This window comes from Pelomicrobium sp. P1, from assembly GCF_052805615.1.
In genome coordinates this window covers 38,205-64,009 of sequence record NZ_JBRBEM010000001.1, presented here as the reverse complement: position 1 = coordinate 64,009, position 25,805 = coordinate 38,205, and the positions used below count along the sequence as shown (strand labels likewise).

Here is a 25,805-nt window from a genome sequence, read left to right as displayed (position 1 = left end):
CTAGCTTCTGATGACCCAGATCGACTTCTACACCCGCGTCGACGATAAGCTCGCCACCGCCTGCCGGCTGGCGGCCAAGGCGTTCCAGCAGGGCTTGCGGGTGCTGGTGCTGACGCCGGACGGGGAAACGACGGAAAAAGTGGACCGGCTGTTGTGGACCGTGCCTGCTACCGGCTTCATTCCCCATTGCCGCAACGCCAGTCCCCTCGCCGCGGCGACGCCGGTCATCGTGGACCATGCGCCCGAGCCGCTGCCCCACGACGAGGTGCTGATCAACCTGTGTCTGGGGTGGCCGACGTTCTTCAGCCGCTTCCAGCGGCTGGTGGAGATCGTCTCCACCGACGAGGCGGACAGTCAGGCGGCCCGGGAGCGTTACCGCTTCTACCAGCAGCGGGGCTACGCCATCCATCATCACGACCTCTCCGCTTTGAGGGGACGAGACTGAGCTCGCGCCCATGACCGAGGCGTCCCGATCCATCGACGAAACGGACGCGCTGCTCGCCAAGCTGGACGCGCTGCTCGCCAAGCATCGCCCGCGGCAGGCAGAGCCCGCGTCTTCCGAGGACCCGGATCCCTTCCCCCTCCTGAGCGAGGTTCTGGAGGAGCCCGAGCCGGTCGCTTTCGAGGAAAGCGCAGAAGATGAAGAGGGCCTGCCCGTTCTCCGGGAGGAGATTGCCGAGGACGCTTTGCGAGCGGGCGAGCCGTGGGAAAGCCGCATCGCGGGCGTCCTGCGCGCCCATCTGGCCCCGGCGCTCCCCGAAGGGCAGCGGGAAACCCTGATCGCGCAAGCCGCCCGGGCGGTGGCCCTGACCGTCATGGCACCCGGCGCGGAATCCCGTCCCGGGAGCGGGGTCCCGTCCATGCCCTTGGGCCCTATAATACGTAGCTTTTCGACCTCGCCCCCGCCCATGGGAGAACTCGCCAAAAGCTTCGATCCGCGCGGGATCGAGCAACGCTGGTACGAATACTGGGAGTCCCGCGGGTATTTCGCCGCCCGCGACGAGCCCGATCGACCGGTCTTTTGCATTCAGCTCCCCCCGCCCAACGTGACGGGAACGCTCCACATGGGGCACGCCTTCCAGCAGACGCTGATGGACGTGCTGGTGCGCTACCACCGCATGCGGGGCTACAACGCCAACTGGATCGTGGGCACCGACCACGCCGGCATCGCCACCCAGATCGTGGTGGAGCGCCAGCTGGAAGCTGAAGGCAAGACCCGGCACGACCTGGGCCGGGAGAAGTTCGTCGAGCGGGTGTGGCAGTGGAAACAGCATTCGGGGGCCACCATCACCCGCCAGATGCGGCGGCTGGGCGTCTCGGCCAATTGGACCTATGCCGACACCGAGGGCCAGCGGGCCGGCTACTTCACCATGGACGCGCGCATGTCCCGGGCGGTGATCGAGGTCTTCGTGCGGCTCTACCAGCAGGGGCTCATCTACCGGGGCCAGCGCCTGGTCAACTGGGACCCGGTGCTGGGCACCGCGGTCTCCGACCTGGAGGTGGACAGCGAAGAGGAGGACGGCCGGCTCTGGGAAATCCGCTATCCCCTGGCCGACGGCTCGGGGGCGGTGGTGGTGGCCACTACCCGCCCCGAGACTATGCTGGGGGACGTGGCGGTGGCGGTCCATCCCGATGACGAGCGCTACCGGCATCTGGTCGGCAGAGGGGTCACCCTGCCCCTCACCGGGCGGACGATCCCGGTCATCGCCGACGAGCACGTGGACCCGGAATTCGGCACCGGGTGCGTGAAGATCACCCCGGCCCACGACTTCAACGACTACCAGGTGGCGGCGCGCCACGCGCTCGCGCCCTTGAACATCCTCACCCTGGACGCCAGGATCAACGACCAGGCGCCCCCGGCTTATCGAGGGCTCGACCGCTTCGAGGCCCGGCACCGCGTGCTGGAAGACCTGCGGGCCCAGGGGCTGCTCGTCTCCGAGAAGCCCCACCGGTTGAAGGTGCCCCGCTCCGGCCGCACCGGCGTCGTCGTGGAGCCCATGCTCACCGACCAGTGGTTCGTCGCCACGTCCGCCCCGGCCCCCGAGGGAACCCTCTTCCCGGGCAAGTCCCTGGCCCAGATGGCGCTGGAAGCGGTGGCGCGGGGCGAGGTCAGGTTTTTTCCCGAGCACTGGGCCACCACCTACAACCACTGGCTGGAGAACATCCAGGACTGGTGCATCTCCCGCCAGCTCTGGTGGGGCCACCAGATCCCCGCCTGGTACGACGAGCAAGGCCGGGTGTTCGTCGCCCGCACCGAGGCGGAGGCCTACGCCCAGGCCCGAGCCGCCGGCTATACCGGCCCCCTGCGGCGCGATCCCGACGTGCTCGACACCTGGTTTTCCTCGGCCCTGGTGCCCTTCAGCTCCCTGGGCTGGCCGGAGCCGACCCGGGACCTGGAGCTGTATCTTCCCTCCTCTGTGCTGGTGACCGGCTTCGACATCATCTTCTTCTGGGTCGCCCGCATGGTCATGATGACCAAGCACTTCACCGGCAAGGCGCCCTTCCGCCACGTCTATATCAACGCCATCGTGCGCGACGCGGAAGGCCAGAAGATGTCCAAGTCCAAGGGCAACACCATCGATCCCATCGACCTGATCGACGGGATTTCACTGCCCGAGCTGCTGGCCAAATCCACGGTGGGGTTGCTCCGCGCCGAGCACAAGGAGAGGATCGAGCAGTACATCCGCAGCCATTTTCCTGAGGGCATTCCCGCCTTCGGCGCCGATGCCCTGAGGTTCACCTTCGCGTCTCTGGCCACCTTCGCCCGCACCCTCAACTTCGACCTGAACCGCTGCGAAGGCTACCGCAACTTCTGCAACAAGCTATGGAACGCCACCCGCTTCGTGCTGATGAACACGGAGGGGCAGGATTGCGGGCTCGACGAGGGGGCGCCTGTCGAGCTTTCGGTCTTCGACCGCTGGATCGTCGGCCGCCTGCAACAGGCGGAGCAACAGGTGATCGACGCCCTGGCCGAGTATCGCTTCGACCTGGCCGCCCGGGCGATCTACGAGTTCGTCTGGGACGAGTACTGCGACTGGTACCTGGAACTCGCCAAGGTGCAGCTCGCCGAGGGGGGCGAGGCGGTCCGGCGCGGGACGCGCCGCACCCTGGTGCGGGTGCTGGAAGCGCTGCTGCGCCTGGCGCACCCCTTCATTCCCTTCATCACCGAGGAGCTGTGGCAGCGGGTCGCGCCCCTGGCGGGGAAGAAGGAAAGCGATACCCTTATGCTGGCGCCCTATCCCCAGCCCGACCCGGACAGGATCGACGAGGCCGCCACGGCCCGGGTACAAGCGTTCAAGGAGGTGGTGAACGCCTGCCGGCACCTGCGCAGCCAGATGGGGCTGTCGCCCTCCCAGCGGGTCCCTTTGCTGGCGGTCGGTCCGCGAACGCTCATCGAGGCCCATGCCGCCCCACTGCGGGCCCTGGCCCGCCTGTCGGAGGTTCAGGCGGTGGAGGGCAGCCTGCCCCCCGCCGACGCGCCCGTGGCCATTGCGGGCGACTACCAGCTCATGCTGAAGGTGGAAGTGGACGTGGCGGCCGAGCGGGCGCGCCTCGCCAAGGAACTCGCCCGGGTGGAAGCCGAGATCCAGAAAGCCCAGGCCAAGCTCGCCAATCCCAATTTCGTGGAGCGGGCGCCGGCGGCGGTGGTAGCCCAGGAACGCCAGCGCCTGGAGGCCTTCCGCGACACCCTGGACAAGCTCAGGGGCCAGATGGAAAAGCTGCCCCCGGCCTGAGCTTTTTCCCTCACCCCACCTTTCGGCGCAAAGAACGCAGCCACAGACGCCGTGTCAAGCGCACCCTGCTCGCAGGACGCCCCCTGATCAGCGCCCTTCGCCCCAGCCGAACTGGTCGCAGTAGAGCTTGAGCTTTTCCACGATCTCCTCCCGCTCGAAAAAGCGGTCGGCCCGGGCGAGGCGCGCCTGATCCCGGGTGGCCAGATCTCCGCCGAAGCACAAGATCGGCACGTTGAGCATCATCTCCATGCGCACCTGCTCGATGACCGCCAGCGGGTCGAAGGCCTGGGCTTCGTCCAGGTCGAGCAGGATGAACCGATGCAGCAGCACGTCCTGGTAGCCGCCGAGCGCCTCCAGATCAGTGCACTCGACCAGCGTCCACCCCGACGGCAGCGCGGCGCGCAGCTCGTCCAGCAACAGCGGGTCCGTGGTCATGACGATGAGCTTGCGCTCAAGGCGCGCTTTGACGGTGGGAATGGTCATGGCACACCGGCAGCGGCTTCGACGATGAACCGGGACCAGCGGGCCGAGCGATCCGCAGACAGCGCCGCCAGGGCCCTCTGGAGAGTGCCCTGATCGACCGGCAGGCCGGGAGTCGCCTCCAGACACGATTGCACCTCGTCGTCCGAAGCGGCGATGCGTGCGATGCGCTTGCGGTCGATCACAAGCCGCACCCACTCCTCGCCCGCTCGGCGTTCGATGAGAAAACGGGCCGCGTTGAGCTTGAGGCCGTGCCGGACGGCGCGGCGCGGGGGGGTGTACCAGGGCTCCTCCACCTCCTCAAGCGCCCCTGCCCGGGCGCAGAGCTCTTCATCGGTCAGAGTGGCCGTCTTTAGATGCCAACGGAGGCGCCGCGCACAAGCGCTGCGGAACGCTTCGAGCAACGCCTCTTCCGGCGGAGGCTCGCCTTCCCGTGCCCAGTCCGAGACAGCCTCGGTCAGTTCCTCCACCAGCCAGACCCGGAACGCTTCGCTCGGCGAGGCAACACAGCGGCCGAAGCGCTCGGCGGGAAAGCGATACAGGAAGCTCGATCCGATCACCGCGGCTCGTCCGATGCTGGCCGAGCCGCTGCCGGCGATCTTGCGCCCGCGGCACCACAGGTCTTGCTCCACGCGCTCCACGGCGAGCCCGAAGGAAGCGTAAGTGTCCAGCGCCGGCGCCAGCGCCCAGTCGCCCCATTGCGCGGGCCGCCCCCGGAACCGCGCTTGGGGCACTACGATGGCAAAGCAGTACTGGTCCGGATCGATCCACACGCAGCCGCCCCCCAGGGGCCGCCGCACCACCGGCACTTCCAGCTCGGCCGCCAGCTCAGCCTCGCGGGACTGGTGCTGGCCGATGCTGACATGCTCCGCGGCTTGACCCCAGACGATGGCAGGCGGATCGTCATCCTTCATGCACCTGGCGACCGCGGCATAAGTGGCGTGCAGGACCTCTCCTGTCACGAATCCCACGTTGATCAGTCGCGCGCTCCGCATCCCACGCCCTTATGATCCTTCCATCTCCGACACAGAAGTATTCCCCTGCCTGTGCTCGCCCGCTCCCAAAGGGGAGGGCGGTCGCCGCGGGGAGAGGACGGGCTTACCCATGGGCTTTGGGGCGGCGAGGTGGTATCACGCGCCGGCGCCGCGGCTTGGCAGCAATCCAACGCCAAAACACGAGCCCGACGCTTGGCGGGACGCCTACTGTTGCTCGCCCGCTGAACCTTCGGGACGGGTTTCGAAAAAGCAAGCAAAATAGAAGTCGCGCTGCTCCAACGCTTGCAAAGCCTTGACCCGCGCCTCCATGCCCTCGCGAAAGATGTCCGCCAAGTGACGCCCCTGCTCGCCATCGAGCACGTGGATCTGCCCCAGGAACGGATGCCCGTTCTGGTCCACCTCGTCTAAGGTGAGCACCCGAGCGGTCAACTCATCGGGCGGCGGCAGATACAGGAGATACGCTTCACAGTCGGGATCCTCCGGGTCCAGCGGGCACAGGACGATGCGGCCCAGCCAGGCGAGCCGCGCTGCCTGGTTGAAGTGCACGATGTCGAGCTTTTTTCCCTTGCGGTACTTATTGAGCTCGTTCTTGAGCCGGCTGATGTCGGTGAGGTTGATCTGTTTCATGTCGCCCGCGGGATCGCTCGCAGGTACTCCCATTCTACCGCGCGGGGCAGGAGGCGGCATCGCCCGGCACCTTGCCCACCAGGAGCAAGAAGCTCTCGAAGGGCCCCATGTTGCCCATCGCCTCGAAGCGGGGCCCCTCGAACTGCAAGCGGTTGAAGAACATGGCGCGCATCGGGCCGTATTCGCCGCGGCCCATCTCCTGCCAGCGCTTCGTCTCCGCCCACATCAGGTAGTCCGCCGACGAATCGAGCTTGGACTCGGCTGCGCCGCCGTAGACGCACAGCGCGCTGCCGTCCTGCTCGCTCACCCGCAACTCGATGCGGAGGCTGTCCGGGCAGTCCTGGCGGTAGAGTTGCATGACCTTATAGCCACGGCCGGCATGATTCTTGACCCATCCCGATTCGACCAATTGCCGGGTGAGCACGGGGTCGGCATTCCACGCGGCGCACAGGGCCCGGGCCCATTCAGTTGACATCAAAACCGGCGCCGGCCACGCCGCCGGCGCAGCCGCCAGAACAAGCGCCACACCGAGCCCCACCTTCCTGGCCATCTCTCCTCCTTTATCGAATTGAAGCGCCCCAACCCTCCTTCCCGGGGGCCCCCGAGCCTCGGCGCCCGCGCCCCCCTGGAAGCCGAGGCCGAAGCGCACGCGAGCCGCTCACATCCTCCAGCTATAGGCGACCCCGATCGAGTTCTGATACATCTTGATGGTCTCGGTCGTGGTCGGCGGTGCGCCGAAGTTGGTGAAGAACGACTGGGCCGTGACGCCGGTGTTGAAGGCATGCATATAGAAGAATGTCCATTCGCCGCCCGTCGGTGTCACGTACGTCGCCCCCAGGGTCACGTGGTCCCGGATCACCCCGGGCGCCAGGATGTTGATGGTGACGTCCTGGGCCCGGATCGGGTTGTCGCTGCGGTTGTAGCCGGCGCGCAGGGTCCAGCGCTGGTTGTACTGGTACTCCACGCCCAGCTTGAACACGTTGACGTCCTGCCAACCGAAGCCTGCTCCGTTCGAGCCGCCCAGGCAGTTGGAGAGATTCCCCCCGGCGCAGCCGAGCAACAGGCCGCTGGGGTTGCCGACCGATTTCACGTCGCTGTAGTTGATGCGCTGGTAGTCAAAAGCGATGGCCAGCTTCGGGGTGGCTTGCCAGGCGATGCCCACGTTGTAATTCTCGGGGATGTCGAAATCGCCCTGCTCAGCGAAGAGGCCCTTATACTTGTCGAACTCGTCCATGTAGATCTTGGTCGCGTAGGCGGCGCCCACCGAGAGGCCTGGTGCGAGCCTGCCGAAGTAGCCCACGCGCACCCCCGCGCCGACGGAGGTCTCGTGCCCGCGGTTGGTGAAGTTGGCGGGATCGGTGGAAAAGCCGGCGAACGCCTGGAGCCCCTTCGCCGCGAAGCGCTGGCCGGCGAGGAGAGGCGCCACGCCGATGGAATGATCGGGGTGGAACTTGTAGGCCAAGGTGGGGGCGATGATCACCTGGGCGAGATCGACGCCCAGGCGCCCGTCGCCGCACAGCAGGTTGTAGCTGGGCTTGCCCGGGTTGAACGCGGCGCAGGCGCTCGCCGCCGGAATCTGGCCGCCGGGATAATCGGTGTTCATGCCGCCGTTTCCATACACGGTCACGCCCAGCGCGAGATTGGGGGTAAGCATCCAGTTCACCCCGAACTCGGGAATCAAGAAAAACTTCCGGTCGCTTTCCGCGGTTCCGTCGATGCCCGCCACTCCGCTGCCGAAGCGGCTAGACTCCCGGATCGGGCTGAAGACCATGGCACCGATGCCGACGTCGAGGCGGTTGCCGAGAAAGGCCATGCTGGCGGGATTGTTGGCGCCGCCGAAGGCATCGACGGCCCGGGCCGTCGCCGCGCCCCCCATGCCCTTGTTCTTCATGCCGTAGCCTTCCTGGAAATAGCCGTCGGTGGCGAGGGCGGCGCCGGACAAGCAGGCGCAGCCCAGGGTGAACGCCGTGGCCAGGGTTTTCCTCTGTCTCCTCATTGTTGCCCTCCTGAAAGTGGGCTCGAACGAGCCGTTTTTCCACGAACATCCTAGGGTTATTTTTATTAAATTTCAATATTATTCATTGCTAATGTCAACTCTGCTTTAATACCTTGAAAAGACTGCCTCTTTATTCACTAGGTACCCGGTCCTCGCTCCGCATCTGGCGCCGGACGATGGCCACGTCCCGGCGATTCAGGGCGAAAGGGAAGGAGCGGATATCGGTCGGGCTAGAATCGCCGTAGGGGCGGTTGCAGGCGGAGACTTCCTCGTCGTCCTTGCCCGGGCAACCGGAGGTGCGGAAGGGCTTGCCCGAACGGATCAGGGCCTCCAGCTCGTCCTCGGGAAGCCCGAAGTCAACGACCCGCCCCGCCTCGTCGAACTGCATGTCGTCGATACGCCCGCCGGCGTAATCGATGATGAACCGGGCAAGCTGCACCCGGCGCCACTGGGCCCGGTCCACCGGCGGCCAGTCTTCCATGAGGGAGCCCCGCTCCGGGAAAAAGGCAAACATGTGGTTGTGCCCCCCCATGTCCTTGATCCGCTGCGCCACGGTGAGGATCTCCCGCTCCGTCTCCCCCAGGCCGCAGATGAGATGGGCGCCGAATTTCTCGGGGCCGAACACCTCGGCGGCCCACTCGATGGCCTGCCAGTACTTTTCCCACTTGTGGGGACTGTCTACCCCCTTGCCCCGGGTGCGGTCGAAGATGGTTGGCGTGACTGCGTCCAGGGCCACGGTGAAGATGTCCGCGCCCATGGCCTTTAGGCGCTTCAAGTCCTCCTTCTCCATGGTGGTGGGATTGGAAAGGATGGACACCGGAATGTGCTGGATTTCCCGCACCCATTTCTCCAGGAGGGCGAAGGTGTCCTGGTCCGAATTCGGGTGGGTGATCATGGAAATGCACATGCGCTGAAACTGCCCCCGGTCTTCCGCGGCCTTCACCCGCTCGATCACTTCGTCGTAGCGCACCGTGGGCCAGTCCACGCGGATGAAATTCCGGTCGGCGTAGTCCCGGGCCTCCTCCCGGTGCCGGGCGAGCCCGCAATAAGCGCAATTGGCCCGGCAGCCTTCCGGATAGGTCACCAGCAGGTTGAGACAGTGGGTGCAGGCGGTGCGGTACATCCGCCCGGGGACGAGCCCCAGGGTGATGGCCGCGGCGGTGCTCATCTGCACGTACTCCGGCGAACGCATCTGGGGGGTTTTGATGTGGTAGTTGGGGCGGTAGAAGCGGATCGGCTGAGCTTCCGGCACGGCGTTCATCTGTTTTCTCCTTCAAGCGAAATACTCTGCAAACGCGATCCAGCCGCGACGGTGGAACGCGTCGGTCCGGGCGCTGGGCGTCCGCCACCCGGCGCTCATCGCCCGTCGCCGGCGCACCGCCCGCGCCACCGAGTCTTCGAACTGATCCCGCACGTCCTCTTCGAAATCGGCCAGCGCCCGGGCTCGGCCCGCGAGGACCTCCGCCGCCGCTTGTCCCGCGCGCTCCCCCGAGATCACCGCGGCGGGTATGCCCGCGCCGGTGATGGGGTGAGTGAGGCCCGCGGCGTCGCCCGCGAACAGCACCGGACCGTGGACCAGCGCCGGGCGCAAGCCCCCCACGGGAATCGCGCCGCCCGTACGGGACGCGATTTCGCGGCCCACCCGGCCTTCTTCCTGCAGCCGGCGATGGAGCGCTTCCAGGGGCCCTTTCAAGTCGGGGGCGAAGGCCCGGTCCAGGCCCAATCCCAGGTTGGCCCAGGGCCCCTTGGGGAAAAGCCATGCGTAGCCGCCTGGATAGTCACTCGAGAGCCAGACCTCGGTGACGGCGCTGGGCCGAGTGAGGGGCACCGTGTACTGCCGAGTCTCCACGCATTCCAGGGACGATAATCCCAAAGCCTGGGCCACCCGGGAACGGGGCCCGTCCGCAGCCACCAGGAGCTTGAACTCCACCTCCAGCGGCCCATCGGGCCCCTCCGCCCATGCCCGCCGCCGGGACAGGTCGATGCCTGCAAGGCACGTGCCCGTCTCCACCTGGGCGCCCGCCGCTGCGGCCGCCCGGACGAAGGCCTGGTCGAAGGCCGCCCGGTCCACCATCAAGCCGGGGAATGGGGTGCGCTCCCCATGCCCCGAGGGCAGCCGGCTTTCCATGGCTTCGATCCGCTGCAAGAGCACCCCGGGGTCCCGGGTCCAGCGGCCGAGGGGCAATGGCACGAATTCCGCGCACTGCACCGGCAGGCCCACCACCCGCTTGCGCTCCAGGGCGATCACTTGGAGCCCCCGGCGCGCCGCCGTCCACGCGGCTGCGCCTCCTGCAGGGCCCAAACCGACCACCAGGAGATCGCAGCGCCGGACCATTCAGGAGGGCTCCTCCTGGGAGGAGGGGTATCGGGACGCGAGCGCTTTGCGCACCACTTGGGCAAAATCGGCGGGCTTCAGCATGAGCAGGTCCACGGACCGCCCAGCGAAAAAAGCCTCCACGCGCTCTTCCAGGCGCTCGAGGGGCGCATCTTTCAGGTGGGCTTCCAGGTCCATCACCGCCCGCCGCGGCCGCACGAAAAAATCTCCGGTGAACCAGACCTGCCTGACCCGCTCGCCCGCGGCGTCATAGAGGACGGCGGCGCGCACCAATCCCCCGGGGAACTTCGCTGCCGCCTCCAGCAGGGGCTGCTCCGTTCTGGGGCGGGTGAGCAGGTGCACCCAGTCGGGATGATCCATTTCCGCCAAGGCCTGACGATAGCGGGCCTCCTCCGGCGGCGTGAGCCCCGAGGGGACGAAATCCACGCCGAAGGCCCGGGAGAACGCCTCGGCGAGACGGGCCTTGATGTCCGCAAGGGGCGGCGCAGCGCCCAGCAGCTCGGCGAGGCTCGTCACCCGTTCCCGGGCGGAACCGATCGCCTTGTCCGAGAGCTTGTCCGCGGGGATGCGCAGCACCCGCAGCATGCGCTCCACGTCGAACTGGATCAGCAGGGTCCCCTGGTACATGAGCGCCTCCCCATCGAAAGCGCCGCCCGTGCCGGAGATCTTGCGCCCGCCCACCTCGATGTCGTTACGCGGCCGGTACCGGGCATCGACGCCGAGAGCGCGGATCCCCTCCGCCGCCGCTTCGCAGATGCGTCGGGCGATGGCAGCCATATCCGCCGTTCCCAGCTCCCGCCGGGAGAGGTAGAGTTCCCAGCCGAGCTGGCCTGGGTCCATGTAGATGGCGCCTCCGCCGGTGATGCGCCGTTGCACGGCGATGCCCTCGGCGGCGCAGCGCTCCAGGTCGAGCTCCTGCTCGGCGCTCTGGTGGTAACCGAGCAGCGCTGACGGGAGAAACTGGAGAAACCGCAGCGTGGGCGGCGCCTCACCCGCCTGGCGCGCCTCCAGCAGGGCCCGGTTGAGGGCCATGTTCTCCGCCGCCCGGCGAATCCCCGTATCGAGCAAGCGCCAGCGTGCGGTCACGGTCCCCCCTTCAGCCCGGCGATCCCGACACCACGACCCGGATTCCGGCGAGCCCGCCGGCACCGGCCGGGGGTCGGCTGCGCCGTCGTTCCTCTTCGATCACGCGATCGAGGTCGATCGTGAGACCCTCGCTGTCGCCCTCCAGGGCAAGCACTTCGTCCCCCACCGTGATGGAGCAGCAGGCGGGCGTCACCCGCACGTCCCGCCCCAGGCGCGCCGCCAGCTCCACCATGCCGTCCGCAGGATGAGCGATGCCGTTCAGCCCCGCCAGCACCGCGTAGGCGTCGATCTCGGTCTTAGCCCGGCCCGCTGGGCGGGCGCAGCCCAGGAGGATCGGCGTGTCGGGCAGGGCCTCCCGGGCGTCCATGAAAAAGGCCCCCACCTCCTTCGGGTCCGGCGTGGCGAAGGGGCGGTGCGCCGGCGCGTAAAAGGGCATCACCACCACCAGCACCAGCGCATCTGGCGGATGGCGCTTGAGCATCTCCAGGGCGTTCCACTCCCCCAGGAGCCGACCGTAGTGCAGGCCAATCACGATATGGGGCACCACCTTGAGGGAAGTCTCGGTAAGGTACGCCAGGGAGGCCTCGAAGTCCTCCACGCCGCGGCGCAGGTGGTAGACCTGGCGGATGGTGTCCTGGGCGCCGATCACGTCCATCATGGCGGCGTCGATTCCGGAGTCTTCCATGCGCCGGGCGATGTCCCGGTCCACCAGCGCCGTGTGCAGCGCGATCTTGAACCCGGGGAAGGCGTCCTTGATGCGCCGGATCACGGGGTAAAAAGGCCCGTACTCCACCTCGTTGCGGTGGTTGGAGCCGCCGGTGAGGAGCATCCCCCGGGCGCCCGCGGCGATCTGCTCGTTCACCACTTGCCACAGGGCTTCGGGCGTCCTGGCAGGGATCATGGGCTCCAAGATCTTGGCCTTGCAGTGGTCGCAGGCGAGCTTGCATTCGGGCCCGGTGATGGACACGGCGGGCCAGGCGCTCTTGCCGCAACCGGCGATCTCGGAGGTGGCGTAGGCCTTGAACGTGGGGGTATAGAAATTGATCCCGTCTATGCGCTCGCCGCTGAGCCTGCCGTAGCGGGAGGCCATGCCATCGACCAGCCGGGGATCCAGCTCCAGGTCCTCCAGCGCCTCCACGCGCTCAACGATGCTCAACCAGTCGGACATGAGAATTTCTTCTTTTCTCTATGCCTCCGTGGTTGCATCCTCATGCTCAAGCGCAACCGCCGAAACCGTCGGCCTGCATCTTGGCCTCGAAGGCCTGGGCGGCGGCCGCCCCCGTCTGGAGGTTCGCCGATTCCGCATCCCACTGGCTCGGCTTCATCTTGACCAGCCAGCCGGCGCCGTAGGGATCCGCGTTGATGGTGCCCGGCTTCGCCTGCACCGCGTCGTTGATGGCGATCACCTCGCCCGAGACCGGCGCCTTGACCGGACCGACCCACTTGCCGGACTCCACGGTGCACACGGACTTGTTGAGTTCGACGTTTTTTCCCACCTTCTTTGGCGTATACGAGACGATCTCCCCCGCCAGCGCACAGGCGTAGCTGGTCAAGCCGACGGTGACGGTGCCGTCCGCCTCCCGGCGCGCCCACACGTTGTTCTCCACGTTGTAGTACAAGTCGTCAGGAAAGTTGCAGCCTCGCACGGTCGCCATGTCGGTTCCCCTTTATTTGTCGTTCAGAAAAACATGGTCTTGTCGCAGCCGAGGATCAGGTCCGCCAGGGCCCCCGCAGGAGAGATTTCGTCCACCTCGTCGATCACCTCTTCCACCTCCAGCTCGTAGCCCGGCATCGCCGGCTTGCACAGGTGGAGCCTGACGCCCGCCGCCTTCGCCTCGCGCATGAACTCGATGATTTTCTTACCGCCTTTCATGGCGGTCAAATTCTCCGGCACACCCTTCTGGGCGAGCAGCACCCCCTCCATGGTGAGGAAGATGCGCACGTCCGCGTCCATAGAGGCGAGGAGGGCCCCGATGTAGAACGGCGTGGCGCAGCGGTGGGGCGTGCTGGGGCCGCTGGTCATCACGATGACCACCCGCTGCTCCCCGTGATCCAGGTAATGGGACTCGGCCATCAGGACGAGGGCCTTTCGCAGCGGATGTCCTCGCGCCGGGCCCGGGCGCAGTAGCCCGTGCGGGCCGCCTCGCCGGTCACCAGGCCTTCGAGGGCTTTCTCCAGATCGCCAGCGGGCCGCACCCGGGCGATCCAGGCGTCGAAGGGAGCACGATTGAGCAGCGCCGGATCGTCCAGCACTTCGGGGTTGGCCGCTTCGATGGTGCAATCGAAGGGATTGGGCACGGGCCCCGCCCACTTACCGCTTTCGATGGTGGCCACGGGCTTGCCGGCGGGCCGCAGCGTCCCCGGGCGGCGCACCCGCACGTGCAGGATCCGGCCGGCAATGGTTTGGGAGAGGTCGGTCATGCCCACGGACACCGTCCCGTCGTTCTCCACGCGGACCCAGATCTGGTACTCCCCATCGTAATACAGCTCGGGTCGAAACTCGCAGCCATTGCACTCCATGGCGGTCAGCTTACACGAGCCTCCAGCGCAAGGCACGCGTGCCGGCCGTGCAGGGGCGCCTACCGCCGACCATCCATCACCGGAAGCTCAGATGATCCCTTTTTCGTGCAGGAAATCCAGCGAGTCGCTCACGTTCTCGTGAATCCCGAGCTTTCTCGCCGACAATCCCATGGCCAGGCCCAGGAGCTGGGTGAAATAGAGGATCTTCACGCTGGTCTTGATCCCGAACTGGGTCTCGGCGCGCACCTGGTGCATCTCCAGCCCGGAATGGCAGGTGGGGCATTCGGTGGCGATGACCTCGGCCCCCGCTTCTTCGGCCGCCTGCAGCAGGTTGAGCACCAGTTGGGTGGAGGTGTCCGCGTCGGACAGGGTATGGGCGCCGCCGCAACAGGCGGTCTTCAGAGGGAAGTCCACGTTCACCGCTCCGGCCGCCGCCAGCAGATCGTCCATGAAGTGGGGCTTATGGGTGGACTCGGAGCCCGGCCCCCGGTCCTTCTCCGGAAAGATCTGCCGCGGGCGCGTGTACATGCAGCCGTAGTAGTTGGCCACCCTGATGCCGTTCAGGCTCTTCTTGAGGCGCGCCTTGATGCCCTCCGGGCCCAGCTCCTCCATGAGCCATTCCAGCAAGTGAAGGGTGCGCACGTCCCCCTTGTACACCGGATCGTCGGCCTGCCGCGCCAGATCCTGCACGGTCTTGAGGGCTTCCTCGGAGGTGGCCAGCTCGTATTCGGCTTTCTTCAGGTTGTGATAGCAGCCGTTGCAGGGCGCCATCACGGTATCGAACCCCATCTTCACGCCGGCGATGGCCAGGTTGCGCGCCGACATGTAGGTCTGGAGCATGGGATGGACGTTCTTCACCTCCATGGCCCCGCAGCAGTTCCAGTCCTCCAGATCGTGCATCTCCAGCTCCAGCGCCTTCACCAGCGCCCGGGTGGAGCGGTCGTAGGGACCGCCGGAGCCTTCTAGCGCGCAGCCGGGGTAATACGCCACTTTGGACATCATTGACTCCTCACGTCAACCATGGGCGATGCGCTTCTGCTCCTCCACGTACCGGCGCAGGATCTCCCCGGTGCGACCCCACGACCGGGTGCGCGGCTTGAACACCAGGTTCCACGCCATGTGCATAGGCATGAGGATGGGCACGCGGGCGAGGAAGCGGCCGATACGCCCCTTCTTGAGCTCGGTCCACTTGTTCATGCGGGCGACGAAGATCCCCAGCCAGCCCCGGGTGGCGAGCTGCCAGAGGTTCTGGCGGGTCTGCTTGAAAAAGTTGAGCAGCACCTCGGAATCCTCGATCCGCCCCCGCTCCAGGCACTGGCGGGTGAACTCCTCGTCGAACAGGGTGGAGGGGGCCTTGGGCACGTAGCCCTGGTCTTCCATCCAGTGCTGGATGGCCTTCATCACCCCTTCCGGCCGCACGTCCTTCGGGCAGATGTTGGTGCACTTGTTGCACGACACGCACTGCCAGATGATGTCCTTGTCCTTGAGCAGCTCGTCCTTGAGGCCCAGGCGGACCAGGTAGATCCAGTAGCGGGGGTTAAAGTCGATGTTGATGGCGTACATGGTGCAGGAATTGGTGCAGGACCCGCACTGCCAGCAGCGATGCACGTTTTCGCCGCCCCCGTACGCCTGGATGGTCTTCTCGAAGTCCTCGTCGTAGTCGGTGAGGGTGCGCGGCAGGATCATGGTGTTCCAGTGCCCGGAAACGTCCACCCCGTCCACCACCAGCTTATCCGCCTGGAGCACCTGCTCCGGCGCGAGCAACGTCTTCTCGTGTATCGGCATGGGTTTGCCTGCTCCTCGCTTCAGCTCCGCTGGCCGGTTGCGGCCTTTTTCACCCGCGTCCGGCCGTCGAGGCAGTCGATGCCCAGCAGCTTCTTCAACTGCTCCCCCGGCTGGGCGCCACGGCCGAAATCGCCCCCCAGGTTGCCCTCCGCCACCGAGCGTAGGTAGGTCACGTAGGCCTGGGCCAGCACCAGGTCGATCCAGAAATGCACGTCCCGGAACACGCCCTGTTCGGCAATCCGGGCCTTGAGCCAGATGCGGGCGCCTTCGAACGTCTCGGGGCTGGCGTCGAGGGCTAAGCCCCCCGAGGCGTCGCGCTCCCGGACGAACTCCCGCAGCGCGCCACTGCGGGTGGCCGGGTCCCAGACCCAGCGGCTCATGAGGGGATAGCGCACCGGGTCGAGGAAGTGGAGCAGCTCGGCGGCGAAGTCGAAGGCCGCGCGCCGGGCTTTGGCGGCGAGCCGGGCGTCTCCGGTAACGCCCTGGGCCGCCGCCACGAGTTCCGCAGCGAAACGCTCCATCCGCTCCCGCACCCCTCCTGGGCCCTCCAGCAACGCCTGCAGCGCCCCGCGCAGCCACGCCTCCCCGGCCGCGGCGAGCAGGGGATGGATCCGCCTGCGGGCGGTGAACACCGCGCCCAGGAGCCGCTCGGCGTCGGGGAACGCAACGGCCGCATGACGCCCCTCGCCCAAGAGCTCGGCGAAGAGCCGCCGCTTGGCGTCGAGGCGCTCTAGGCAGACCTCGATCCCGCCGCTCGCCTCCAGGCTCACCTGCAGGGCGGCCAGGTGGTGGAGAAACAGCCGTTCGTCCAGAGCGACCGGCAGCTCGGCGGGAACGATCAAATCACGCTCGGGCGCCGGCGGCTCATGCCGCTGCTTTGTGAACCAGAGCATTCAGGTCTCCGACCGCCCTCATGGCCATCGCTAGGCCGTGGGAGACGCAGGTATCGATGTCTTCGGGCCCGAGGGCGGCGCCCCCCACGTAGACGCCACGGCGGGTGCTGCTGAAGGAGCTGGTGTAGTGCTCGCCGCGCTCCAGGAAGCCGTGCTTCTCCAGTCCCACCCCGAACACCCGGGCGATCTCCGGGTTGTCCAGGTTCGGGTCCATGCCGATGGCGTGGACCACCAGATCCATGGGAATCACGATGGGGCGCTTGACCAGGGTGTCCTCCCCTTTCACCAGGAGCCGCCCGTCGGGCCCCTGGGTGACCTCGGCAATGCGGGCCTTCACGAACTTGGTCTTAAACTCCTCCTGGGATTTCCAGTAGTACTTGTCCTCGTACAGCCCGAAGGTGCGGATGTCCATGTAGTAGATAAAGACATCCGTCTTGGGAGAGATCTCCTTGATCTCTATCGCCAGGTTGGCGGAGACGGTGCAACAGATCTTGGAGCACCACTCCCGCCCGATCTGTCGGTCGCGGGAACCCACGCACAGCAGGATCGCCACCCGCTCCGGCACCCGCCCGTCGGACGGACAATAGATCTTGCCGGCGGCCACCATCTGTTCCACCTGGGTGGTGGTCACCACGTCCTCGAAGGTGCCGAAGCCCCACTCGGGCTTGTTGATGGAGTCGAAATGGGTGAAGCCGGTGCCGAGGAGGATGGCACCGCACTTGACCGTCTGGCCGTTGGACAGCGTCGCCGTGAAGTCGCCGTGGCTGCCCTCCACCTTCGTCACCCTGGCGCTTTTGTGCACGGTAATCAGCGGGTTCTCCACCACCCGCTTAACCATGCGGCCGATGGCGTCCTTGGCCCATTCCCCGGAAGGGACCAGCTTGGCGTAGCCGGAGAGGATCGGCGCGCCTCCCAGAATGTTCTCCTTCTCCACCAGCACGACCCGCTGGCCCGCCGAAGCCACCGCCGCCGCCGCCGACAACCCGGTGGGGCCCGCCCCCACCACCAGCACAGTTTTTTCCGTCATGCCGCCATGCTCCCAGCGAGTTTCGGGTCGTAGAGGTGCTCGATCCGGCCGGCCTTGACCTCCTGGAGATAGGCCTCGAAATTCTTCTTCGCCTCGGTCCAGGAGATGCCCATTTTCTCCACCAGCTCCTCGCACGGGCTCGCGTGCCACTGGAGCTGCACGATCTTGAAGGGGTCCGCCCCGCAGGCGAGCGCCGCGAACTGGATGTCGGCCATCACCGGGATCTGGAAGTTCTGGCCGTGGGCGCGCCCGATCCACTGGTTCTTGTCCATGGTGGTGATGCAGCCCGTGTCGTTGCCGATCATCACGTCCGCTTTGGCCTCCTCCACCGCCACCCGGATCTTACGGTCCATGGTGAAGGAGCGGGTGAACTCCCGCTCGGAAATGATATGGCGGAAGCCGAAGCCGCAGCAGTCGTACCAGGTGGAGTAATCGATCACCTGGGCGCCGAGGGCCTGGGCGATGGAGGTGCCCACCGCGGTGCGGTTGCCGCCGAGCACCGTCGGGTCGTAGATCGCGTCCTCGTGCACCATCTTGTAGTAGTGACAGGCGGCGTGCATGACCACGCGGATATGCGAGACGTCGATCTTCTGCAGCTCGGAGGCGATGCGGTTGCGCATCACGTGCACCCATTCCGAGTAGTGGACGATCTCCTCCGGGATCACGAGCTTGCCGTCCACCAGCCGCCCGAGCTTGGCGAGGATCTTTTTCACCCGCTCCCGCAGCTCGGCGGATTCGAGCAGGTACTTGCGGATCTCCTTGTAGTTGCCGAAGGAGGTCCCGCAGTGGACAAGCGGATAAAAGTGGCCGGCGCCGTAGCCGTGCTGCTTGCCGGAGACGTAGGCCTGGTGAAAGTTTCGCAGGAACACGGCGGCGAGCGACTCCACGTTGCCGATGCCCGAGCCGTGGTAGTTCCAGGCGGTGCAGGAGGTCTGGTCGGTCTCGTCCAGGTAGTCCCGGCCGGGGACGAAGCCGAGCCGGTTCATGGTCCAGAGCAAGGACGTTGGGTAGCCCGGGATGTTGCCGCACTGGCCGCAGGACTTGTGGTGCCAGAGCTGCACCGTGGGGATCTTCTTGGTCCAGCCGAAGAGCGTCTGCACCTCCACCGGCCGGTGGGCGTCGGTCACGCGGTGAACGATGATCTCGCCGTCCTTCTCCAGCTCCCACAGGTGCTCGCGCACGTCTTCCATGCGCTCGCCCAGGTCGATGGTGCGCCGGTCCACGTGCTTGCGCACCCACTCGGTGGCCTTTTCGGCCTCCTCCTTGGACAGGTTGGTCGGCTGGAAAAACGAGCCGTGGCCGGCGATGCCGCTGCCGTCGGAGGGAAGGGAAAACGGGTTGCTCATGGTCGCATCTCCTTTAAGGTGTGCGGCGGCTCAGTCCTGCTCCTGTTCCTCGAGCCACTCTTCGTATTCCTCTTTCTTCTCGTCGATGAAGTCCTCGATCACGTCGTACAGGTTCTCGTCCATCGTTTCCAGGGACTTGAGGACGCCGGTCATCTCCCAGATGGTGTACATCTCGATCGAGGTCTTGAGGGAGACCTCCCAGGCCGTTTCGGTGGTCTGGAGGGTCTTCATGGGGATCGCCTTGCGCAGGGTCTTCAGGTCCCCTTCCACCTTCTGGATGTTGGGGCCCCAGTCGGGAAAGTGGTCCGGCTGGATCATGTCCGGCGAGAGCTGGTTGCCGGTGGTGATGAGCTTGAGCATCACCCGCCCGAAGGGGCGCAGCACGTCTTTCGCCGACTGCATCCCGTGCTTGATGGCCACCTCCCGCATGATGGCCACGAGGCCCCCGGGGGAATTCTTGAACGGGCAACGCGCGGCGCAGGTCATGCACTGGGCGCAGGCCCAGATCTTCTCCTGCATCGCGTCGTAGATCTGCTCCACGTTCTCGGTCCACAGGAGCTGGACGATCTCCCGGGGGCTGTAATCGTAGAACTGGGCCGAGGGACAGGTGGCGGTGCAGATGCCGCAGTTGAGGCAGCCGTTGAGCTCGTGGTCGTAGCGGAAATCGCTACGGATGTCGTCGAAAATCTCCTGCATCTCGGCGTAGGTCGCCATCGATGCCTCCTCACCAGAAGGACGGATGACCGTCCTGAATGAGATGGATTATTAGAAGCTGCTAATGTTCCAATATTAAGCCAGCCCGCAGCCGGTTACAACCCCTCGAATCGATCGAATTTCCTTATGATCGAATCAGGGAGTGCCCGGGCTAAGCCGAAGACGCTCCCGCATCCCGAACCGCTCGTGGCGCCCCGTCCCGATCCTCAGATGAACAGGCACACATCCGACTCCCCCGCGAATTCGAAAAAGGTGGCGGCTCCCCCGTACTCGATGCCGTCAATGAAGTCGTCGTGGCTGAAGCCGAAGAGATCCACCGTCATTTCGCAGCCGATGAAGGTCACCCCCGCTTCCAGGCACAGCTCCCGCAGCTCCGGAATCGGAGCCACCCCTTTCTGCCGGATGGTCTGTTTCATGAGGACGCTCGCCAGGGATTCGAAGCCGGGAACCAGGGCCTGCACGGCGTTGGGGATCTTCCAGTTGATGCTGCGAAACCACTTGGGGCCGAAAGGCATCTTCATGGGCATCGCCGGGTTGCCCAGGGGGCTCACCTTGAGGTCCGACAGATCTTTACGCAGCAACTGCAGGCCGTAGAAGGTGAAGAACATCTTCACCTCGTAGCCCAGAGCAGCGCCGGTGGACGCGAGAATGAAGGGCGGATAAGCCCAGTCGAGGGTGCCCTTGGTGGCGATCAACGCCAGCTTCTTCGCTTCGTCCATCGAATCCTCCTCCCGCCCGGCCCGTCGAGTCCGGTGGTGTGCGCCGGCAATCGGCTATTTCTTCTTGAGCCAGAAATGGAATTCGCCGTTGACTTCGGCGGAGTTCAACAGCTCGTTCCCGGTTTGCTTGGAAAACGCCTGGAAGTCCTTCACCGAGCCCGGATCGGTGGCCACAATCTTGAGGACCTGCCCGGACTGCATGTCAGCCAGGGATTTTTTGGTGCGCAGGATGGGCAGTGGGCAGTTGAGGCCGCGGGCATCCAGTTCCTTGTCGAAATTCATGGTGTCTCCTTCCGGATGATCGAACAACAGGTGCAATCTCCTCGAACGCGCGCCGGATCCACCGGGCTCAGATCGACCGTGCCACGGCTTGGCCCGAGCGCAACCATTCGAGTATCCCACCTTTCAGATTATACGGACTCGCGAACCCCTGGGCGGCGAGGTAAGCGCACGCCTGGGCCGAGCGGACCCCCGACCGGCAATAGACGACCGTAACTGCGCCCGGGTCCAGTTCCCCAACCCGGCGGGGCAGCAGGTGCAACGGGATGTGTATCGCCCCCTCGATCATGCCCCGCGCCACTTCCTCCTCTGTGCGCACGTCCAGGACCTGGATTGGGCCTTGAGCCGCCAACGCGGCCAGCCCTTGGCTGTCGATCTGCCGGATCCTATGCATCGGTTCCATAATCCAAGATATTAGGAAATTCTAATACGTCTTCCGTTCGGCAGCAAGGTGGAGCCTATGCCGCCATCCCCTAAGAAACTACTTGATAATAAAGATTTTGCGGGTGATTGGCCTGGGCGAAGAAAAACCAGCGCTCAGCCACCAGGCCCAGGTATTGAAGGGCGAAGGCGGCCGCCAGCAGGGAAAAAGAGAACGCCTGCTTGCCCGCGGCCAGCGCGTAGAGGCCTGCGGCCAGGAGGATCAGCGGAACGGGGAAAGCGAGCACCAGGAACGCCCACTTGACATGTCTGAGGACCGCCGGGGGCTTCCCGTGGAAAAACTCCCGGGTGTTGAAGGAGCCCCCCATGAACCCCTGGGACTTCTGCACGATGCGGCTGTGGCGGACGCCGATGGCGGTTTGCAGGGACGATTTGGGCCTCAAGCGGGCGTTGCGCACCAGGGTGGCGCTCCGGGTGAGGAAGGCGGCGAAGGTGAGGGCGATGGCCCAGGCGCCGAGAAAGGGGACGTTGGTCTCCCCATGCCAAGCAGCCCAGGCCGTGGCCAAGGTGAACCCGGAGGCGGAGCCGAGGAGCAGGTAGTTCACCACCGTGAGGGGCGAGTGCCATTCCTGGAGGAACTTGATGCACGCGTAGATCATCCCCGTGCACACGAAAAGCGCCACGGAGACGATCACCGCCGCGGCCCCGAGAACCGCCATGCCGGGCCAGCCGAGCCACTTGCCCAGGCTCCACAGGCAGACGAGGGTCATGAACAAGGGCAGCACGATGACCTCTCGGGATAGCCAGGAGGTGCGCCACATGGCGGCCGAGCGCCACGCCCGCTCGGGATGCCCCAGGTGGAAAAAGGAAGCGAGGAGCCCCGCGGCAAGAAGCACGAGGGCGATGAGCCCGCCCAGGGCGTGGAAAGACGCGTCGTCCATGGGCGGGAGCCTTCCGAGCCGAGCCCCCAGATCCACCAGATAGAGGGCCATGTACAACCCCTGGCCAGCGCCGATCAAGGTCGTCAGGAAAATGACGGAAAAAGCGGGATGCATGGATTCGATTTCTTACCTATCGGAGGCGCCCCGGCCCGCCAGCTCATGGCGCCGGCGGAATCGGACGAAGGCGCAGGGCTCGGGTCTTACCAGCTCGTCACATCGTCCAGGGAGGGTTCCTTCAGGGCGGGCTTGGGCAGCTTGCCGTCGATCTTGAGAGGGTTGTCGGCCCGCTGCAGGTCCTCGGCCCGGATCTCCAGCCGGGTCTTGCGCCGCGGGAGATAGTGGTTCGCCGGGTGGGTGCCCCACTCCGGCATCAACGTGTAGCCAGCGTTTTCCCGGATCGCCCTGGACACCTCCGATTCGGGGTCATGAACGTCGCCGAACAGCCGCGCGTTGGTGGGGCAGGCCAGCACGCAGGCGGGCTTGCGCTCCGAGGGCGGAAGCCGCTCGTCGTAGATGCGGTCCACGCACAGGGTGCACTTCTTCATCACCTTCTGGTGCTCGTCCAGCTCCCGCACGCCGTAGGGGCAGGCCCAGGAGCAGTACTTGCAGCCGATGCACTTGTCGTAGTCCACCAGCACGATGCCGTCTTCCGCCCGCTTGTAGCTGGCCCCGGTGGGACACACCGGTACGCAGGGTGGATCCTCGCAATGCAGGCAGGACTTGGGGAAATGCACGGTCTCGGTGTGGGGGTACTCCCCCACCTCGAAGGTCTGCACCCGGTTGAAGAAGCAGCCGGTCGGGTCGGCCTCGTAGGGCCGGTCATCCGACAGGTAGCCGGCCTGACCCGAGGTATTCCACTCTTTGCAGCTGGTGACGCAGGCGTGACAGCCCACGCACACGTTGAGATCGATGACCAGGGCAAGCTGCGTCATGAAAAATGCTCCTTCACTTCCACTCTCCCCTCCCCGCCACGAACGCCAGCCAGCGGGGCCGCGCCGGGGCGGTCCCAGGCGCCGGCGGCACCGGGTCGAACTGGGGCCAGACCTCTTTGGGCTCGTCCGCGGCGGCCTTGTAGATGCGCACCCGCACGTCGTACCAGCCGGCCTGGCCGGTCACCGGGTCGGAATTGGACACTCGCCCGCCTTCCGCATCGGGCAGCTCCTCGGTGATCAGGGGGTTGAGCAGGAATCCCTTGCGGAATTCGTTGGCGTCGGGGGCCAGATGCCAGGCCGCGGCCGCCTTGCCGATGGCGTTCCAGGTCCACACGGTACCGGGCTCCACCGCCTCGCTGAAGCGGCACATGCAGCGCACCCGACCCCATGGGCTCTCCACCCAGATCCAATCCCCGTCCTCAATGCCCTGGGCGCGGGCGGTGCGCGGGTTGACGAAAAGATAGTTGTGGGTATGGATCTGCCGCAGCCAGGCGTTCTGGGAATCCCAGGAGTGGTACATGGCCATGGGCCGCTGGGTGACGGCGTTGAGCGGATATCGCTGGGTATCCGTGACCCGGGCTTCCAGCGGCTCGTAGTAGAAGGGCAGGGGATCGAAGTAGGTTTCGATGCGCTTTTTCAGGTGCGCCGGCGGCTTGCGTCCCGGCCACTTGCCCTGGGCCGCCAGGCGGAACTTCTGCAGCACCTCGGAGTACACGTGGATCAGGACCGGCTCCGAGTAGCGGATGATGCGCGCCCGCTGGGCCCATTCCAGGTAGCCCTTGTTCCAGTTGCGCATGTACTGATAGCTCGGCGGCAGCTTGTAGTGGAAGACGCAGTTGTTCTTGGCGTACATCTCCCACTGCCGGGGGTTGGGCTCGCCGCGCATGAACTTCTCGCCTCCCTTGCCCCGCCAGCCGGCGAGGAACCCGATCCCCGAGCCGGGCTCCGTTTCGTAGTTGACGATGAAGTCGGGATAGTCGCGGAACTTGCGCGAGCCGTCAGCGTTCACGAAGGCGGGCAGCTTCAACCGGCTCGCCAGCTCGATCAGCACCTCCTGGAACGGCTTGCATTCCCCCTTGGGCGGCACCACCGGGATGCGCACCGCGTCCACCGGCCCATCGAACTCGGAGATGGGCCGGTCCAGCATGGACATCACGTCGTGGCGCTCCAGATAGGTGGTGTCGGGCAGCACCAGGTCGGCGTAGGCCACCATTTCGGACTGGAACGCATCGCACACCACCAGGAACGGGATCTTGTACTCGCCGTTCTCGTCGCGGTCGTTGAGCATCTTACGCACCTCCACCGTGTTCATGGTGGAGTTCCAGGCCATGTTGGCCATGAAGATGAGCAGCGTGTCGATGGGGTAAGGATCGCCGCGCCAGGCGTTGGTAATGACGTTGTGCATGAGCCCATGCACCGACAAGGGGTACTCCCAGGAGAAGCCCTTGTCGATGCGCACCGGCGAGCCGTCGGGGTTGACGAACAGATCGTCGGGGTCGGCGGGCCAGCCGAGGGCCATGCCGTCCAGGGGTTTCCCGGGCTGCACCGCCTCCGGCCCGGTGGGGGTCTTTGCACAGGGGGGAATGGGCCGCGGAAACGGCGCCTTGTGGCGGAATCCGCCGGGGCGGTCGATGGTGCCGAGCAGGGTCATCAGGATGCCCAGGGCCCGGATGGTGTGGAAGCCGTTGGAATGGGCGGCCAGCCCCCGCATGGCGTGGAACGCCACCGGGTTGCCGGTCACCGACTCGTGTTCCCGGTTCCAGCTATCGGTCCAGGGGATGGGCAGCTCGATCTTCTCGTCCCGGGCGGTGATTCCCATCTCGTAAGCAAGGCGCCGGATGGTGGCGGCGGGCACGCCGGTGATGCCTTCCGCCCACTCCGGCGTATACGGCCGCATCCGCTCCTCCAGGAGCTGGAACGCGGGCTTGACCGGCGTGCCGTCGGAAAGCCGGAAGCTGCCGAGCAGGTACGGGTCCGCGCCCTCGGTGTGCGTCAGCACGGCCTTGTTGGTGAAGCGGTCCCACCACAGCTTGTTCTGGGGATCGATGCACCCCGCGTAGTCCACGTCGTCCTCGTCCACGCGGACGAACAGCCCGTGCTTGTCGGAGGCCTCATCCACGTTCACCAGTTGCGCCGCGTTGGTGTAGCGGGTGAGAAACTCCCGGTCGTAGAGCCCCTGGGCGACGATCTCGTGGATGATGGCCAGCAGCAGCGCCCCGTCGGTGCCGGGCCTCACGGGTACCCACTCGTCGGCGATGGCGGAATAGCCGGTGCGCACGGGATTGATGGAGATGAAGCGGCCGCCGGAACGCTTGAACTTGGAGATGGCGATCTTCAGGGGATTGGAGTGATGGTCCTCCGCCGTGCCGATCATGACGAAGAGCCTGGCCCGCTCCAGGTCCGGCCCGCCGAACTCCCAGAACGAGCCGCCGATGGTGTAGATCAAGCCCGCCGCCATGTTCACCGAGCAGAAACCGCCGTGGGCGGCGTAGTTGGGGGTGCCGAACTGCTTGGCGAAGAGGCCCGTCAGCGCCTGCATCTGGTCGCGGCCGGTGAACAGGGCGAACTTCTTGGGGTCCGTCTCCCGGATTTTCCGCAGCCGCTCCTCCAGGATGGAGAAGGCCTCCTCCCAGGTGATGGGCTCGAACTGGCCGCTGCCCCGCTCAGCGCCGCTTTTGCGCAGGAGGGGGCGGGTGAGCCGGGCCGGGGAGTACTGCTTCATGATGCCGGAGGACCCCTTGGCGCAGATCACGCCCTTATTCAGGGGATGGGCCGGGTTGCCCTCGATGTAGCGCACTTCCCCGTTCACCACGTGCACGCGGATGCCGCAGCGGCAAGCGCACATGTAGCAGGTGGTGGTCTTCACCTCCCGGACCGGCTCGTTGGAATGTTCGGAGAGAACTGCGCTCATGGAGCAATCGAGGTGGCTCGAGGCCTTGGCAGAAAGGGCGCTATTGTGCAAAACAAAATCGTTCTCAGCAAAAGAATTGTTTTTATGGGCCTTCCCCTCCTCCT

At 66.0% G+C, this 25,805-nt stretch carries 26 protein-coding genes; 2 read left to right on the top strand and 24 right to left on the bottom strand.

All coding sequences use genetic code 11. The features are described 5' to 3' along the window. The first annotated feature begins 10 nt into the window (after positions 1 to 10). Both ACUVYZ_RS00305 and ACUVYZ_RS00300 read left to right on the top strand, forming a co-directional pair. Entirely contained in the window at positions 11 to 445 is a 435-nt protein-coding gene (locus ACUVYZ_RS00305; RefSeq protein ID WP_439932464.1) for a DNA polymerase III subunit chi, read from the top strand. Positions 446 to 908: 463 nt separating this feature from the next. Continuing rightward, on the top strand, positions 909 to 3,734 hold the full coding sequence (locus ACUVYZ_RS00300) for a valine--tRNA ligase (protein ID WP_439932773.1): 2,826 nt from the start codon (positions 909 to 911) through the stop codon (positions 3,732 to 3,734). 87 nt (positions 3,735 to 3,821) lie between these two features. Here ACUVYZ_RS00300 and ACUVYZ_RS00295 read toward each other — a convergent pair whose 3' ends face one another. The 24 genes from ACUVYZ_RS00295 to ACUVYZ_RS00180 form a co-directional block, all read right to left on the bottom strand. Beyond that, the gene (locus ACUVYZ_RS00295) at positions 3,822 to 4,217 is read right to left on the bottom strand and encodes a hypothetical protein (RefSeq protein WP_439932463.1); all 396 of its coding nucleotides are present in this window, start codon (positions 4,215 to 4,217) and stop codon (positions 3,822 to 3,824) included. After that, on the bottom strand, positions 4,214 to 5,209 hold the full coding sequence (locus ACUVYZ_RS00290) for a lipoate--protein ligase family protein (RefSeq protein ID WP_439932462.1): 996 nt from the start codon (positions 5,207 to 5,209) through the stop codon (positions 4,214 to 4,216). Before ACUVYZ_RS00290 ends, ACUVYZ_RS00295 begins: the two co-directional genes overlap by 4 nt. A gap of 204 nt (positions 5,210 to 5,413) precedes the next feature. Next, complete coding sequence (locus ACUVYZ_RS00285) at positions 5,414 to 5,836, bottom strand: hypothetical protein (RefSeq protein ID WP_439932461.1); 423 nt, start codon at positions 5,834 to 5,836, stop codon at positions 5,414 to 5,416. A gap of 34 nt (positions 5,837 to 5,870) precedes the next feature. Continuing rightward, positions 5,871 to 6,311 carry an SCP2 sterol-binding domain-containing protein gene (locus ACUVYZ_RS00280; protein ID WP_446033015.1) on the bottom strand — a complete coding sequence of 147 codons (441 nt, stop codon included), beginning with the start codon at positions 6,309 to 6,311 and terminating at the stop codon, positions 5,871 to 5,873. Between the two features lie 183 nt (positions 6,312 to 6,494). Then, complete coding sequence (locus ACUVYZ_RS00275) at positions 6,495 to 7,832, bottom strand: OmpP1/FadL family transporter (protein ID WP_439932459.1); 1,338 nt, start codon at positions 7,830 to 7,832, stop codon at positions 6,495 to 6,497. 130 nt (positions 7,833 to 7,962) lie between these two features. Further along, complete coding sequence (locus ACUVYZ_RS00270) at positions 7,963 to 9,093, bottom strand: radical SAM protein (RefSeq protein ID WP_439932458.1); 1,131 nt, start codon at positions 9,091 to 9,093, stop codon at positions 7,963 to 7,965. Between the two features lie 12 nt (positions 9,094 to 9,105). Continuing rightward, positions 9,106 to 10,167, bottom strand: a complete 1,062-nt coding sequence (locus ACUVYZ_RS00265) for a geranylgeranyl reductase family protein (protein ID WP_439932457.1) — start codon at positions 10,165 to 10,167, stop codon at positions 9,106 to 9,108. Next, positions 10,168 to 11,199, bottom strand: coding sequence for a lipoate--protein ligase family protein (locus tag ACUVYZ_RS00260; RefSeq protein WP_439932772.1), 1,032 nt, complete (start codon positions 11,197 to 11,199; stop codon positions 10,168 to 10,170). A gap of 64 nt (positions 11,200 to 11,263) precedes the next feature. Next, positions 11,264 to 12,421, bottom strand: a complete 1,158-nt coding sequence (locus ACUVYZ_RS00255; protein WP_439932456.1) for a radical SAM protein — start codon at positions 12,419 to 12,421, stop codon at positions 11,264 to 11,266. Positions 12,422 to 12,467: 46 nt separating this feature from the next. Beyond that, complete coding sequence (locus ACUVYZ_RS00250; protein ID WP_439932455.1) at positions 12,468 to 12,908, bottom strand: glycine cleavage system protein H; 441 nt, start codon at positions 12,906 to 12,908, stop codon at positions 12,468 to 12,470. 23 nt (positions 12,909 to 12,931) lie between these two features. Then, the gene (locus ACUVYZ_RS00245) at positions 12,932 to 13,327 is read right to left on the bottom strand and encodes a DsrE family protein (protein ID WP_439932454.1); all 396 of its coding nucleotides are present in this window, start codon (positions 13,325 to 13,327) and stop codon (positions 12,932 to 12,934) included. After that, positions 13,327 to 13,773, bottom strand: a complete 447-nt coding sequence (locus tag ACUVYZ_RS00240) for a glycine cleavage system protein H (protein WP_439932453.1) — start codon at positions 13,771 to 13,773, stop codon at positions 13,327 to 13,329. The genes ACUVYZ_RS00245 and ACUVYZ_RS00240 overlap by 1 nt, the downstream gene beginning before the upstream one ends. A gap of 87 nt (positions 13,774 to 13,860) precedes the next feature. After that, entirely contained in the window at positions 13,861 to 14,772 is a 912-nt protein-coding gene (locus ACUVYZ_RS00235; RefSeq protein WP_439932452.1) for a CoB--CoM heterodisulfide reductase iron-sulfur subunit B family protein, read from the bottom strand. A 15-nt stretch (positions 14,773 to 14,787) separates the two neighbouring features. Next, entirely contained in the window at positions 14,788 to 15,558 is a 771-nt protein-coding gene (locus tag ACUVYZ_RS00230) for a 4Fe-4S dicluster domain-containing protein (RefSeq protein WP_439932451.1), read from the bottom strand. A 20-nt stretch (positions 15,559 to 15,578) separates the two neighbouring features. Next, positions 15,579 to 16,451, bottom strand: coding sequence for a hypothetical protein (locus tag ACUVYZ_RS00225; RefSeq protein WP_439932450.1), 873 nt, complete (start codon positions 16,449 to 16,451; stop codon positions 15,579 to 15,581). Then, positions 16,423 to 17,478, bottom strand: a complete 1,056-nt coding sequence (locus tag ACUVYZ_RS00220; RefSeq protein ID WP_439932449.1) for an FAD-dependent oxidoreductase — start codon at positions 17,476 to 17,478, stop codon at positions 16,423 to 16,425. The genes ACUVYZ_RS00225 and ACUVYZ_RS00220 overlap by 29 nt, the downstream gene beginning before the upstream one ends. Next, positions 17,475 to 18,824 carry a heterodisulfide reductase-related iron-sulfur binding cluster gene (locus tag ACUVYZ_RS00215; RefSeq protein ID WP_439932448.1) on the bottom strand — a complete coding sequence of 450 codons (1,350 nt, stop codon included), beginning with the start codon at positions 18,822 to 18,824 and terminating at the stop codon, positions 17,475 to 17,477. The genes ACUVYZ_RS00220 and ACUVYZ_RS00215 overlap by 4 nt, the downstream gene beginning before the upstream one ends. 30 nt (positions 18,825 to 18,854) lie before the next feature. Continuing rightward, the gene (locus ACUVYZ_RS00210; protein WP_333839209.1) at positions 18,855 to 19,520 is read right to left on the bottom strand and encodes a 4Fe-4S dicluster domain-containing protein; all 666 of its coding nucleotides are present in this window, start codon (positions 19,518 to 19,520) and stop codon (positions 18,855 to 18,857) included. 224 nt (positions 19,521 to 19,744) lie between these two features. After that, a complete protein-coding gene (dsrE2, locus tag ACUVYZ_RS00205; RefSeq protein WP_439932447.1) occupies positions 19,745 to 20,257 on the bottom strand; it encodes a sulfur carrier protein DsrE2 in 513 nt (170 codons plus the stop codon). Positions 20,258 to 20,311: 54 nt separating this feature from the next. Further along, positions 20,312 to 20,539 (bottom strand): sulfurtransferase TusA family protein, encoded by a 228-nt coding sequence (locus ACUVYZ_RS00200; protein ID WP_439932446.1) that lies wholly within the window; start codon positions 20,537 to 20,539, stop codon positions 20,312 to 20,314. Positions 20,540 to 20,606: 67 nt separating this feature from the next. Continuing rightward, positions 20,607 to 20,930 (bottom strand): rhodanese-like domain-containing protein, encoded by a 324-nt coding sequence (locus tag ACUVYZ_RS00195; protein WP_439932445.1) that lies wholly within the window; start codon positions 20,928 to 20,930, stop codon positions 20,607 to 20,609. Positions 20,931 to 21,009: 79 nt separating this feature from the next. Beyond that, complete coding sequence (locus ACUVYZ_RS00190) at positions 21,010 to 21,972, bottom strand: dimethyl sulfoxide reductase anchor subunit family protein (RefSeq protein WP_439932444.1); 963 nt, start codon at positions 21,970 to 21,972, stop codon at positions 21,010 to 21,012. A gap of 86 nt (positions 21,973 to 22,058) precedes the next feature. Further along, positions 22,059 to 22,790: a 4Fe-4S dicluster domain-containing protein gene (locus ACUVYZ_RS00185; RefSeq protein ID WP_439932443.1), complete on the bottom strand. Its 732-nt coding sequence runs from the start codon at positions 22,788 to 22,790 to the stop codon at positions 22,059 to 22,061. 13 nt (positions 22,791 to 22,803) lie between these two features. Then, positions 22,804 to 25,701, bottom strand: a complete 2,898-nt coding sequence (locus tag ACUVYZ_RS00180; RefSeq protein ID WP_439932442.1) for a molybdopterin oxidoreductase family protein — start codon at positions 25,699 to 25,701, stop codon at positions 22,804 to 22,806. Positions 25,702 to 25,805: the final 104 nt, after the last annotated feature.

What these genes read in the sequence shown, in the direction of transcription:
- ACUVYZ_RS00305 (WP_439932464.1), top strand. Translation starts at nt 11, where the DNA reads ATGACCCAGATCGACTTCTACACCCGCGTCGACGATAAGCTCGCCACC.
- ACUVYZ_RS00190 (WP_439932444.1), bottom strand. Translation starts at nt 21,972, where the DNA reads ATGCATCCCGCTTTTTCCGTCATTTTCCTGACGACCTTGATCGGCGCT.
- dsrE2 (WP_439932447.1), bottom strand. Translation starts at nt 20,257, where the DNA reads ATGGACGAAGCGAAGAAGCTGGCGTTGATCGCCACCAAGGGCACCCTC.
- ACUVYZ_RS00290 (WP_439932462.1), bottom strand. Translation starts at nt 5,209, where the DNA reads ATGCGGAGCGCGCGACTGATCAACGTGGGATTCGTGACAGGAGAGGTC.
- ACUVYZ_RS00195 (WP_439932445.1), bottom strand. Translation starts at nt 20,930, where the DNA reads ATGCATAGGATCCGGCAGATCGACAGCCAAGGGCTGGCCGCGTTGGCG.
- ACUVYZ_RS00300 (WP_439932773.1), top strand. Translation starts at nt 909, where the DNA reads ATGGGAGAACTCGCCAAAAGCTTCGATCCGCGCGGGATCGAGCAACGC.
- ACUVYZ_RS00210 (WP_333839209.1), bottom strand. Translation starts at nt 19,520, where the DNA reads ATGCAGGAGATTTTCGACGACATCCGTAGCGATTTCCGCTACGACCAC.
- ACUVYZ_RS00260 (WP_439932772.1), bottom strand. Translation starts at nt 11,199, where the DNA reads ATGGCCCTCAACCGGGCCCTGCTGGAGGCGCGCCAGGCGGGTGAGGCG.
- ACUVYZ_RS00240 (WP_439932453.1), bottom strand. Translation starts at nt 13,773, where the DNA reads ATGGAGTGCAATGGCTGCGAGTTTCGACCCGAGCTGTATTACGATGGG.
- ACUVYZ_RS00250 (WP_439932455.1), bottom strand. Translation starts at nt 12,908, where the DNA reads ATGGCGACCGTGCGAGGCTGCAACTTTCCTGACGACTTGTACTACAAC.
- ACUVYZ_RS00275 (WP_439932459.1), bottom strand. Translation starts at nt 7,832, where the DNA reads ATGAGGAGACAGAGGAAAACCCTGGCCACGGCGTTCACCCTGGGCTGC.
- ACUVYZ_RS00185 (WP_439932443.1), bottom strand. Translation starts at nt 22,790, where the DNA reads ATGACGCAGCTTGCCCTGGTCATCGATCTCAACGTGTGCGTGGGCTGT.
- ACUVYZ_RS00295 (WP_439932463.1), bottom strand. Translation starts at nt 4,217, where the DNA reads ATGACCATTCCCACCGTCAAAGCGCGCCTTGAGCGCAAGCTCATCGTC.
- ACUVYZ_RS00255 (WP_439932456.1), bottom strand. Translation starts at nt 12,421, where the DNA reads ATGTCCGACTGGTTGAGCATCGTTGAGCGCGTGGAGGCGCTGGAGGAC.
- ACUVYZ_RS00270 (WP_439932458.1), bottom strand. Translation starts at nt 9,093, where the DNA reads ATGAACGCCGTGCCGGAAGCTCAGCCGATCCGCTTCTACCGCCCCAAC.
- ACUVYZ_RS00285 (WP_439932461.1), bottom strand. Translation starts at nt 5,836, where the DNA reads ATGAAACAGATCAACCTCACCGACATCAGCCGGCTCAAGAACGAGCTC.
- ACUVYZ_RS00265 (WP_439932457.1), bottom strand. Translation starts at nt 10,167, where the DNA reads ATGGTCCGGCGCTGCGATCTCCTGGTGGTCGGTTTGGGCCCTGCAGGA.
- ACUVYZ_RS00280 (WP_446033015.1), bottom strand. Translation starts at nt 6,311, where the DNA reads ATGTCAACTGAATGGGCCCGGGCCCTGTGCGCCGCGTGGAATGCCGAC.
- ACUVYZ_RS00235 (WP_439932452.1), bottom strand. Translation starts at nt 14,772, where the DNA reads ATGTCCAAAGTGGCGTATTACCCCGGCTGCGCGCTAGAAGGCTCCGGC.
- ACUVYZ_RS00200 (WP_439932446.1), bottom strand. Translation starts at nt 20,539, where the DNA reads ATGAATTTCGACAAGGAACTGGATGCCCGCGGCCTCAACTGCCCACTG.
- ACUVYZ_RS00215 (WP_439932448.1), bottom strand. Translation starts at nt 18,824, where the DNA reads ATGAGCAACCCGTTTTCCCTTCCCTCCGACGGCAGCGGCATCGCCGGC.
- ACUVYZ_RS00230 (WP_439932451.1), bottom strand. Translation starts at nt 15,558, where the DNA reads ATGCCGATACACGAGAAGACGTTGCTCGCGCCGGAGCAGGTGCTCCAG.
- ACUVYZ_RS00225 (WP_439932450.1), bottom strand. Translation starts at nt 16,451, where the DNA reads ATGCTCTGGTTCACAAAGCAGCGGCATGAGCCGCCGGCGCCCGAGCGT.
- ACUVYZ_RS00180 (WP_439932442.1), bottom strand. Translation starts at nt 25,701, where the DNA reads ATGAGCGCAGTTCTCTCCGAACATTCCAACGAGCCGGTCCGGGAGGTG.
- ACUVYZ_RS00220 (WP_439932449.1), bottom strand. Translation starts at nt 17,478, where the DNA reads ATGACGGAAAAAACTGTGCTGGTGGTGGGGGCGGGCCCCACCGGGTTG.
- ACUVYZ_RS00245 (WP_439932454.1), bottom strand. Translation starts at nt 13,327, where the DNA reads ATGGCCGAGTCCCATTACCTGGATCACGGGGAGCAGCGGGTGGTCATC.